This window comes from Pseudoalteromonas sp. SA25 (assembly GCF_011378705.1).
Classification (GTDB): Bacteria; Pseudomonadota; Gammaproteobacteria; order Enterobacterales; family Alteromonadaceae; genus Pseudoalteromonas; species Pseudoalteromonas arctica.
This window is the reverse complement of the sequence record NZ_WTKV01000004.1, coordinates 239,558-249,777: the sequence shown is the minus strand read 5'-3', so window position 1 is coordinate 249,777 and position 10,220 is coordinate 239,558. Positions and strand designations below refer to the sequence as shown.

Here is a 10,220-nt window from a genome sequence, read left to right as displayed (position 1 = left end):
GCTGTCTCTTATACACAAATCCCTGCTAAGAAATTAGCGGGGATTTTTTTGAACTAAATCTCAATGTCATGATCAGATCTTCAAATCTTGTTTGAGGGCACATTATGATTAACGAACATACTCATTGGGCAAAACAACAATTCGGTAAATCGGACTTAGGTGATCCAAGAAGAACAGCGCGTCTGGTAAAGTTAGCATCAACGCTTGCAAATGAACCAGGAAAACCACTTGTGAACATCACTCAATCCCCCGCCGATATGGAAGGTGCCTACCGCTTTATTCGCAACGAGAATATTGACGCAACGGCTATAGCAGAGTCAGGCTTTAAAGCCACGGTTGAACAAGCAAAAAGTCATAACTTATTACTCGCATTAGAAGACACGACCACACTAATTTATAAACATTCCTCCATTCGAGATGATTTGGGTCATGTCGGACGAGGAGCAAAACAACGAGGCTTGTTAGCTCATAGCGTATTACTGTTTGCGCCAGACACAAAGCAAGTTGTGGGATTAATTGAACAGTCTCGCTGGAGTCGTGATATCAACACGATTGGAAAAAGAGAAAAACACGCGACGACTTCTTACGAAGAAAAAGAAAGTTACAAGTGGGAGTCAGCGTCACGAGCGATGGCAGAGCGGCTGCAAGGACAAATGGCGAACGTGATATCGGTGTGTGACCGCGAAGCGGACATCTACGAATACTTGCAGTATAAACTGAGCGAGCAGCAACGATTCGTCGTACGCTCGATGCAAAGTCGTCATATTGAAGAAGGTGAGGATAAGCTCTATGCGTTTGCAAGCGAGCTGATGAGTGCAGGCACCAAACACATCCACATTGCACAAAAAGGAGGAAGAAAAGCCCGAAGCGCAACACTGGATATCACCTATGCGCCAGTGACACTCAAAGCGCCTTACAATAAGAAAGGACACTCCCTCCCAGTTTACTATGTCGGCTGTGCAGAGCGAGGAAACGCTGAGAACGGCTTAAGCTGGCACCTATTAACCAGTGAACCAGTCACCAGCAAAGAAGACGCTTTAGCTATCATCACCTACTATGAGCACCGTTGGCTTGTAGAGGAATACCATAAAGTCTGGAAAAGTGATGGTACGGATATCGAAAGTTTACGCCTTCAAAGCCAAGATAACATGGAAAGATTGGTGACGATTAATGGCTTTATTGCGACGCGAATATTGCAACTAAAGTTCACCAATGAGCAGCCTGATTCTCCAAGTTGTGAACAACTGTTATCTCCCAAAGCATGGAAGTTATTGTGGTTAAAGAGAATAAAAACACCATTGCCTGAAACTGCTCCAAATATGTCATGGGCGTATCAGGAACTGGCAAAGTTAGGAGGCTGGAAAGATACCAAGCGCACAGGGCGTGCATCTGTGAAAGTGTTATGGCAAGGATGGCTTAAGTTACAAGCCATCCTGGAAGGCTACGATTTAGCAAAATCTCTTGAGTCAGACTTGTGATCAAGAGACAGCTAAAATAGCGCCTATAATCAGTAGCATGCTAACACTGGTCATAAAGTACGGAAACACCAATAACGATAAACCAATACAAAGTGGTACTACGGCTTTTTTTCTTCGCCCGTAAGTAAGGTAGCCAATACCTATGCCGCCAAACAAAACACTCCACGCAATTATTGATGCACTATCCATTTGTACTCCATTTGAAGTTATTGTATAAAACCGAGCTTGTTTGAAACTTATAACACAGCATATCTGTATTTAATTTATCTATCTGCAATCGTTTTAGCAAACGCTAATAATTCACGCCTTAACCATTGGTGTGCAGGCGCGTGGTGTAGTAGCGGGCTCCATATCATTTTTACCTCAATAGGGACTATTTGAAATGGCACCGGGCTGATTACTAAATCAGTATGAGAAGTTAATAACTTAGCTTGCCTGCGCGGTAGGGTGGCAATAAGTTGCTCTGATTGGCAAAGCAGGCTTGCGACCATGTAGTGGCGAGTAAAAACACGTATTTTACGGGTTTGTTCTAGTTGCCAAAGGGCTTCGTCTACCCAGCCTAATTTTTGCTTACCTGATTTATTAGTAACAGCGGCCTCTGGTCCCCAGCCTGCACGGTTTACCCAAATATGTTCTTTTTGTAAGTAGTCGTCTAACCCTGAATGTTGTAAAAATGTATTTTTAGGATGCGTTAAACAACAGTAGTTATCGCGCCAAACACTGGCCTGATGAAACGAGCGAGGGAGACCGTTAAAGCGGTTTATAGCTAAATCAATAGTGCCTTTTTCCATATCTTGTAGGTTTACGTCGCTTGGGCTCAATACATCAAAATTAATACCGGGGTTTTTACTAAGCTGCGCCGTTATAAAAGGGGCTATTAAGGTCGACTCTATATAGTCGTTTGCCATTATTCTAAACGTAACTTCAGCGGTTGTAGGGTTAAACTGCTCACTAGGCTGCGTAATAGCTTCAGCCATTTTTAATAGGGCCTCAACTTCAGGCTTTAATGCAAGTGCCTTTGCCGTTGGCGTCATAGAGCCTGCGGCACGCACAAGTAGCGGGTCGTCAAATAAATCGCGCAAACGTTTTAGCGCATTACTCATAGCCGGTTGCGTAAGAGCAAGTTTATTTGCAGCTTTTGACACACTTTTTTCATCTATTAACACATTTAAATAAACGAGAAGGTTAAGATCGACATTTCTTATATTCATAGAATCAATTTTATTTATATGCTTTATTAATTATCTAAATTAAAGCCTGCTTGCTAAGGTGTAAACCATTAATAAAAAATAACCGCCATAACTGGCATCAATATAAGTGCTGTATTTATGCAAAATAAGCTAACAAATCAATCTAATAATGCGCTACAACACGTTGTAGCCAGTAAGCTTGCACGATCTGTTTTTGCTGGATTTGAGGCGATGTTTTCGCAATTTTTAAATATTACACTGGGTGCACAAAGCCGTTTTGAACAACGACAGTATCACAGTGTACAAAGTGCTATGCGTGAACGTTTACAGGTGTATGAGCGCGAAGTTAAAAACGTGAGTGAAGCCGTCAGAGTTATTGCTTATGCTGAACTTACTTGCCCGCAAACGTGGCAGTTAGCTAAAAATATTTACGGCGATATGGTAGAAAATCACGAAAATAAACCTATTGCGCATACCTTTTTTAACTCAACGTTTGGCGCAATTTGGGACGATAAAAAAATTCGTACTGTGCATTTGTTTGTATTAAAAGCAAAGTATCGTAGTGAGCCGCGCTCTTATGAAAGCTTAGTGAGCAGGGTATCGCTACATAATGGGTTTAATAACGCCGTTAAAACGCTTATCACTAATCAAGTATTTAGAGTGCCGTTTAGTCATTTAGAACGCGATGTAGCCACATTACAAAGTACGTTAATGCAAGGCGCTAAGCAGCAATGCAAACAGGTGTACGAACTTATAAATTTAAACGATGGGTATATTGAATACGCCAACTCATTATTTTTTAGAAACAAAGCCTGTTATTTAATTGGGCGCTGCATTGCTAAAAATGGCGACAATATGCCTTTTGCTATCGCTATTTTAAATACCGATGAGGGATTAAAGCTTGATGCTGTAATGATGGGCGCCGATCAATTAAGTTTATTATTTGGTTTTGCACGCACCTATTTTATGGTTGATACCGATAAGCCCGCTCGTTATGTAGATTACTTAAGTGTGTTAATGCCACATAAACAACGCTTTGAGTTATTTAACGCCATTGGTTTTATAAAGCACGCCAAAACTGAGTTTTATCGGCACAAGGTTGATACGACTAAAAATAGCCCAGCCAACTTCAAGTATGTTACAGCACCAGGGACGCCGGGTATGGTAATGCTGGTATTTACTATTGAAGGGCTAGATTACGTTTATAAAGTAATTAAAGACAAATTTAGTGCGCCAAAAACAGCCACCAAAGCACAAGTGAAAGAAAAGTATAACTTTGTAAAACAAGCCGATAGGGTTGGTCGTTTGGTAGACACACACGAATTTAGATATTTAGCGTTTGATTTAAGCCGTTTTAGCGACGAGCTGCTTGAGCAGATGAAAAGCCAAATTGGTAGCAGCATGGTTATATCTGGCAAGGCACTTATTTTAAAGCACGTTTATGTTGAGCGTAAAATGACCCCGCTTAATTTATATATTACCCAATGCGATAACAAAACCTTAGAGAGAGTTATGCATGATTACGGTAAAGCAATTAAAGAATTAGCCGGTGCTAATATATTTCCGGGCGACATGCTAATGAAAAACTTTGGCGTAACGCGATGGGGGCGAGTGGTGTTTTACGACTTTGACGAAATTTGCCCACTAACCGATTGCAACTTTAGAGAGGTGCCACAAACCCAAAATGCACTTGAAGAGCTAAGTAGTAACTCGTATTTTGATATAGCTGAAAACGATATATTTCCGAGCCAATTTAAGGTGTTTTTTAGCGCCAACGAGATTGCGTTTAATTATTTTAATAATGAGCACAGTAACTTGTTTTTAGCGACGTTTTGGCAGAGTTGTCAGCAACAAGTACACAATGGTTATCTACCCGATGTTTATCCTTACAAACAAAGTTGGCGCTTTTGAGGTTGTTTGAATCTGTGTTCATCCCCATCTATATGTTATTACAGTTTTTAAACTTGGAGCAACAATGAAATATATTTCTCATGAAGATGGTAATCTTGCATTTAGTGAAACCGAAAAACCGGTTTTAAAGAGCCATGAAGTACTTGTTAAAGTTGCAGCAATAGGTGTAAACCGTGCAGACAGTATGCAGCGCCAAGGTAAATACCCGGCCCCTGCGGGAGATAGCCCTATTTTAGGTTTAGAATGTGCCGGTGTTGTTAGCGATATTGGTGGTAAAGTTGATAGAGTTTGGCTTAATAAACGTGTTTTTGCTTTGTGTTCTGGTGGCGCTTACAGTGAATATGTAGCCGTTGATGCAAAGCAGCTTATGGAATTACCCGATGATGTGACAATGGCTGAAGGTGCTGCAATAAGCGAAGTGTATTTAACAGCATTTGGCGCATTATTTGAGCTTGGTAAATTACAAAAAGGGCAAACAGCGCTCATTCATGCAGGTGCTAGTGGTGTAGGCGGTGCCGCAATTCAAATGGCTAAAAGCGCAGGTGCTATCGTAGTTATTACTGCCGGTACGGATGACAAATGCCAACACGCAAAAGAACTCGGTGCCGATCATGCAATTAACTACAAAACCACCGACTTTGTAGAATATATGAAAGCAAATGAGTTAACAGCAAATGCAATTGTAGATCCTGTTTCGGGGAGTTACTTAAATAAAAATGCCGCTATTGCAGCGATGGATTGCCAAATTGTAATGCTTGCATTTTTAGATGGACGTTTTGCAGAAGTTGATTTTGCCGCGCTTTTACGCAAACGTATTTCGTTTCATGCCTCAACGCTTAGAAATCGTAGTATTGAGTTTAAACGCCAGGTGCGCGACGACTTTGTAGCGCGTTTTTACAATGATATTGCCACTAAAAAGTACGACTTTAACCTGTATAAAACATTGCCTTGGAGTGACGCAAACGAAGCTCATGCTATTTTAGAGCGTAATGAAAATGCTGGTAAAGTTGTTTTACTTGTAGAGTAACTCTTTAATTTTAGGGTTTAGCCCATATACTAAGCCCTATAAAAAACACTTAAGGTTTAATAATGAATCCAATACTAGCAATACTTAAAGAGCACAATGTAAGCGACGAAAAAGTAAAAGCATTGTTTGAAGCGTTTACTCAAAACCCAATGATGGCAATGGCGCTTGTTCAAGAGCTTGGTATTCCGCCAGAAAAACTACAGCAACTAATGGCAGTCGTAATGACTCAACCGCACCTTATTAAAGAAGCGACTGATGAACTTGGTTTAGATTTTGAAAAAGTAAAAGAAGCGAAAGAAAAACTAAATCAATAATTTTTTATGTGATGAAACAAAAATAAATAAAAGAGCATAAGTATTTACTTATGCTTTTTTATTTGGCTTATTCTTTTATGACTACTCTTTTGGAAGTAGTACGGTGTCGATAACATGAATTACGCCGTTGCTTGCTTTTACATCAGCTTTTACAACTTTAGCGTCATTTATCATTACGCCCATGCTGTCGGCTTTAACCATAACTGATTGGCCTTGTAGTGTTTTCGCACTATCTACCTTCATTACGTCGGCTGCCATCACTTTTCCAGACACTACGTGATAAGTTAATACCGCCGTTAGCTTGTCTTTGTTTTCAGGCTTGAGTAGCATTTCAACAGTGCCTTCAGGTAATTTAGAAAATGCAGCATCTGTTGGTGCAAAAATAGTAAACGGTCCTTTACCTTGCAGTGTTTCAACTAAACCTGCGGCTTTAACAGCAGCAACAAGAGTAGTGAACGAACCATTTTCAACGGCTACTTCAACAACGTCTTTTTTCATACCATGATGATCAGCATAAGCCATTGTAGTAAATCCAAGGCTTGCAGTTGTAAACAATAATGCAGTAGTAATTTTCTTAAACATTTTATTTTCCTTTAAGTTAATACCCGTTGGTTTCGTTAAATGTTACGACGCTCTAAATTTAATCGATCAATTAAAATTAGTAGTCAACATGTTTTGTTACATCATTGATTGAACTGCAGCTAATTAGCAAAGTCATATAAATAGTTACTCAATTAAAGACTTGTTCAATTGAAGGGAATAGGCATGAAATTAGTTTATAAGTTTTGGAAAAATAACCGCTCTCTTATCGTATTTATTGCACTGATGAGCGTATTTAGAAGCGCTGTTGCCGATTGGTACGAAGTGCCAACAGGCTCAATGAAACCGACCATTCAAGAAGGTGACAGAATACTTACCGATAAAATGGCCTACGATATTCGCGTCCCATTTACGCACATAAAATTACTTAAATTAGCGGATCCACAAGCTGGTGATATTATTGTTTTTGACTCACAAGCTGCCGATAACCGTTTAATTAAACGTGTAATTGGTGTGCCAGGAGACACCGTTGCGCTTGAAAATAATGAGCTCATTATTAATGGTAAAAAACTTAATTATGCAGATCAGCGAAGCAACATAGACTCGCTTGATAAAATTGAAGATTTAAACGGATTAGAGCATTCGATAAGAGTGGCAAATATTCCTTCACGTTTATCGGGGTTTGATGCAATTACAATTCCTGATGATTATTACTTAGCAATGGGCGATAACCGCGACAATAGCGCTGACTCGCGTGTAATAGGTTTAATTCCGCGTAACGAGTTATTAGGAAAAGCAGAGCGCGTTATAGTGTCACTTGATTACGATAATTATTACCTACCAAGAAAAGATCGCGTATTGAAAAAGCTGAATTAATTAGTAGTAATTAATTTTGTATAGCGCCCAATCAAATTTTATGAGCACACATTTGGCTATTTTATAAATAAAATAAACTGCCTATTTAGGCAGTTTACTTATATAGTTTTTTACAAGCTTGGTAAGGTGGCTACGCTCTTGTTCGGTATTTAATACCTTACAAAAATCGCCACTTACTGCCGCGCCACAAGCACCTGCTTCAAACCATTGTGATAAATTATCTAAATTCACACCACCAACAGGTATTAATTGTGCTTCTGAAAATGGACCTGTTAATGCTTTAAAGTAACCAACGCCCATACTGCCCGCAGGAAATACCTTAATAATATCTGCCTTATATTCAATTGCATTTGCTACATCGGTAGGTGTTAGCGCACCCATTAATACTGGTAACCCGTGCTGGTGGGCAAGTTCGACAACCGATTTGTTGGTATTTGGCGTTACAATAAACTGCGCGCCTGCATCAATTGCTTGCTGAGCAAGGGTGGTGTTAATTATTGTGCCTGCACCAATAAGTGCGTTTTTATGAGCTGCACGAGCTTTTGCTATTTCTTGCTCAAAGCCCGGTGTATTTGACGTGATCTCGAGTGCGTTTATGCCCGCATTAACTAAACAATCAATTAATGGTGCTACATCACCTTGTTGCTTTAAGCGCAGTATGGCGACTAATTTGTGTTGTTTTATTTGGCTACTTACTTTTATTCTGTTGGCATCTAAAATTTGGGTCATAATTACAATTCACTTTATTTGATACAGAGGCATTCGTATTGAATATACGACTAAACATTGCTTTTGCCCATAAAAAAACCGCTGATGTATCAGCGGTTTTTATTGTATGAGTAATATTACATTACGCGCATACCAGGCTCTGAGCCGTCATCTGGGTTAAGAATATAAATTTCTTTTCCGCCAGGACCTGCTGCTAATACCATGCCCTCAGACATACCAAAGCGCATTTTACGAGGCTTAAGGTTAGCGACCATAACGGTTAACTTACCTTCGAGATCCTCTGGTGCGTAAGCTGATTTAATACCTGCAAACACTTGGCGAGTTTCGCCGCCTAAATCAAGTGTTAGCTTAAGTAGTTTATCAGCGCCTTCTACGTGCTCTGCTTTAGCAATTTTAGCTACGCGTAAGTCTACTTTTGCAAAGTCATCAAATTCTATTTCGTCGCTAATCGGCTCTTTTGCAAGTGGGCTGTTAGGGTCAATAGTTACTTTTGGCGCTAAGCTTTCTTTAGATTCTTCAACCATTTTATTTACTTTATCCATTTCAACACGCTGCATTAACGGTTTAAATTTATTGATAGGGTGGCTTACGAGAGCATTTTGAACGCCGTCCCATGCAAGGTCGTCATTTAAAAATGCTTGTACGTTGTCGGCCATTTCTGGTAGCACTGGTTTTAAGTAAGTAATTAAAACGCGGAACAAGTTAAGACCAAGAGAACACACTTCGTGTGCTTCTTGTTGCTTAGTTTCGTCTTTAATTAATACCCAAGGTGCTGCGCCATCAATAAATTGGTTTGCTTTGTCGGCAAGCGCCATTATTTCGCGAATTGCGCGGCTGTAATCGCGGTTCTCATAGTGTGTTGTAATGCTAGGTGCAGCCGCTTGAAACTCTGCTAACAGCTCTGGTTGCATAATAGTGTTGCTTAGCTTGCCATCAAACTTTTTAGTAATAAAGCCAGCACAACGGCTCGCTATGTTTACCACTTTACCTACTAGGTCTGAATTTACGCGCTGTGCAAAGTCTTCTAGGTTTAAATCAAGGTCAACAATACCGCTGCTTAATTTTGCTGCGTAGTAGTAACGTAAGTACTCTGGGTTTAAGTTATCTAAATAAGTACGCGCTTTAATAAACGTACCCTTTGATTTAGACATTTTTTCGCCATTTACAGTAACAAAACCATGAGCGAATACGTTAGTTGGCTTTCTAAAATTAGCGCCTTCTAACATTGCTGGCCAAAATAAGCTGTGGAAATAAATGATGTCTTTACCAATAAAGTGATAAAGCTCAGCGTCTGAACCTTCAGCCCAAAACTCATCAAAGTTGATGCCTTTTTTATCACATAGGTTTTTAAAGCTCGCCATGTAACCAATAGGTGCATCTAACCAAACGTAAAAATATTTGCCCGGTGCATTTGGAATTTCAAAACCAAAGTAAGGCGCATCACGGCTAATATCCCACTGCTGCAGGCCATCGGTAAACCATTCGTCTAGCTTGTTAGCCATTTCTTGTTGAATAGTGCCCGAGTGTAACCACTCTTTTAGCATGCCTTCAAATGCTGGCAGGTCAAAAAAGTAATGTTCAGAATCTTTAAGTACAGGCTCTGCACCTGACATTACAGAACGCGGATTAATGAGTTCGGTAGGGCTGTATGTAGCACCACACGAATCACAACTGTCGCCGTTTTGGTTTTCAGATTTACACGTTGGGCAAGTACCAGTTACAAAACGATCGGGTAAGAAAATACCTTTTTCTGGATCGAATAATTGCGAAATAGTGTGCTTTTTAATATGACCGGCATCGTTTAGGCGGTTATAAATAAGTTCGCTTAATTCTTTGTTTTCTTGGCTATGCGTGCTGTGGTAGTTATCAAATTTGATATTAAAGTCAGCGAAGTCGCGTTGGCGCTCTATGCTCACTTGTTTTACCATTTCTTCAGGCGTGATCCCTTGCTTTTGCGCATTAAGCATAATTGGCGTGCCGTGGGCATCGTCTGCGCAAACATAATAAGCTTCGTGGCCCTGTAGTTTTTGAAAACGTGACCAAATATCAGTTTGAATATATTCCAATAAATGACCTAAGTGAGTAGGGCCATTTGCATAAGGTAATGCGCTGGTAATCAGGATCTTTCGCTGCGTCATAATCATTCCGAATTGAG

At 40.0% G+C, this 10,220-nt stretch carries 10 protein-coding genes; 5 read left to right on the top strand and 5 right to left on the bottom strand.

Annotated features, from left to right (window positions below; all coding sequences use genetic code 11):
• Window positions 1–104: 104 nt before the first annotated feature.
• The gene (locus GQR45_RS05240) at window positions 105–1,478 is read left to right on the top strand and encodes an IS4 family transposase (RefSeq protein ID WP_096058041.1); all 1,374 of its coding nucleotides are present in this window, start codon (window positions 105–107) and stop codon (window positions 1,476–1,478) included.
• On the opposite strand, the gene GQR45_RS05235 is transcribed toward GQR45_RS05240, so the two are convergent.
• Both GQR45_RS05235 and GQR45_RS05230 read right to left on the bottom strand, forming a co-directional pair.
• Window positions 1,479–1,667, bottom strand: coding sequence for a hypothetical protein (locus tag GQR45_RS05235; protein ID WP_165725350.1), 189 nt, complete (start codon window positions 1,665–1,667; stop codon window positions 1,479–1,481).
• 74 nt (window positions 1,668–1,741) lie between these two features.
• On the bottom strand, window positions 1,742–2,689 hold the full coding sequence (locus GQR45_RS05230) for a LysR family transcriptional regulator (protein ID WP_101216732.1): 948 nt from the start codon (window positions 2,687–2,689) through the stop codon (window positions 1,742–1,744).
• Between the two features lie 117 nt (window positions 2,690–2,806).
• Here GQR45_RS05230 and aceK point away from each other — a divergent pair, with 117 nt between their 5' ends.
• From aceK to GQR45_RS05215, 3 genes are all read left to right on the top strand, one after another.
• Complete coding sequence (aceK, locus tag GQR45_RS05225; protein WP_165725349.1) at window positions 2,807–4,579, top strand: bifunctional isocitrate dehydrogenase kinase/phosphatase; 1,773 nt, start codon at window positions 2,807–2,809, stop codon at window positions 4,577–4,579.
• A gap of 64 nt (window positions 4,580–4,643) precedes the next feature.
• Window positions 4,644–5,606 carry a zinc-binding dehydrogenase gene (locus GQR45_RS05220; protein ID WP_165725348.1) on the top strand — a complete coding sequence of 321 codons (963 nt, stop codon included), beginning with the start codon at window positions 4,644–4,646 and terminating at the stop codon, window positions 5,604–5,606.
• Between the two features lie 62 nt (window positions 5,607–5,668).
• Window positions 5,669–5,920, top strand: coding sequence for a DUF2999 family protein (locus GQR45_RS05215; RefSeq protein ID WP_007582532.1), 252 nt, complete (start codon window positions 5,669–5,671; stop codon window positions 5,918–5,920).
• Window positions 5,921–6,001: 81 nt separating this feature from the next.
• On the opposite strand, the gene GQR45_RS05210 is transcribed toward GQR45_RS05215, so the two are convergent.
• Window positions 6,002–6,502, bottom strand: coding sequence for a fasciclin domain-containing protein (locus tag GQR45_RS05210; protein ID WP_007582534.1), 501 nt, complete (start codon window positions 6,500–6,502; stop codon window positions 6,002–6,004).
• 183 nt (window positions 6,503–6,685) lie between these two features.
• Here GQR45_RS05210 and lepB point away from each other — a divergent pair, with 183 nt between their 5' ends.
• Entirely contained in the window at window positions 6,686–7,336 is a 651-nt protein-coding gene (gene lepB / locus GQR45_RS05205) for a signal peptidase I (protein WP_007582535.1), read from the top strand.
• Window positions 7,337–7,417: 81 nt separating this feature from the next.
• On the opposite strand, the gene GQR45_RS05200 is transcribed toward lepB, so the two are convergent.
• Both GQR45_RS05200 and metG read right to left on the bottom strand, forming a co-directional pair.
• Entirely contained in the window at window positions 7,418–8,065 is a 648-nt protein-coding gene (locus GQR45_RS05200; RefSeq protein WP_024593389.1) for a bifunctional 4-hydroxy-2-oxoglutarate aldolase/2-dehydro-3-deoxy-phosphogluconate aldolase, read from the bottom strand.
• A 116-nt stretch (window positions 8,066–8,181) separates the two neighbouring features.
• Window positions 8,182–10,203, bottom strand: a complete 2,022-nt coding sequence (gene metG / locus GQR45_RS05195; RefSeq protein ID WP_165725347.1) for a methionine--tRNA ligase — start codon at window positions 10,201–10,203, stop codon at window positions 8,182–8,184.
• Window positions 10,204–10,220 lie beyond the last annotated feature (17 nt).

Excerpts from the sequence above, each read along its gene's own strand:
- GQR45_RS05210 (WP_007582534.1), bottom strand. The coding sequence starts at position 6,502 with ATGTTTAAGAAAATTACTACTGCATTATTGTTTACAACTGCAAGCCTT.
- aceK (WP_165725349.1), top strand. The coding sequence starts at position 2,807 with ATGCAAAATAAGCTAACAAATCAATCTAATAATGCGCTACAACACGTT.
- metG (WP_165725347.1), bottom strand. The coding sequence starts at position 10,203 with ATGACGCAGCGAAAGATCCTGATTACCAGCGCATTACCTTATGCAAAT.
- lepB (WP_007582535.1), top strand. The coding sequence starts at position 6,686 with ATGAAATTAGTTTATAAGTTTTGGAAAAATAACCGCTCTCTTATCGTA.
- GQR45_RS05235 (WP_165725350.1), bottom strand. The coding sequence starts at position 1,667 with ATGGATAGTGCATCAATAATTGCGTGGAGTGTTTTGTTTGGCGGCATA.
- GQR45_RS05230 (WP_101216732.1), bottom strand. The coding sequence starts at position 2,689 with ATGAATATAAGAAATGTCGATCTTAACCTTCTCGTTTATTTAAATGTG.
- GQR45_RS05215 (WP_007582532.1), top strand. The coding sequence starts at position 5,669 with ATGAATCCAATACTAGCAATACTTAAAGAGCACAATGTAAGCGACGAA.
- GQR45_RS05200 (WP_024593389.1), bottom strand. The coding sequence starts at position 8,065 with ATGACCCAAATTTTAGATGCCAACAGAATAAAAGTAAGTAGCCAAATA.
- GQR45_RS05220 (WP_165725348.1), top strand. The coding sequence starts at position 4,644 with ATGAAATATATTTCTCATGAAGATGGTAATCTTGCATTTAGTGAAACC.
- GQR45_RS05240 (WP_096058041.1), top strand. The coding sequence starts at position 105 with ATGATTAACGAACATACTCATTGGGCAAAACAACAATTCGGTAAATCG.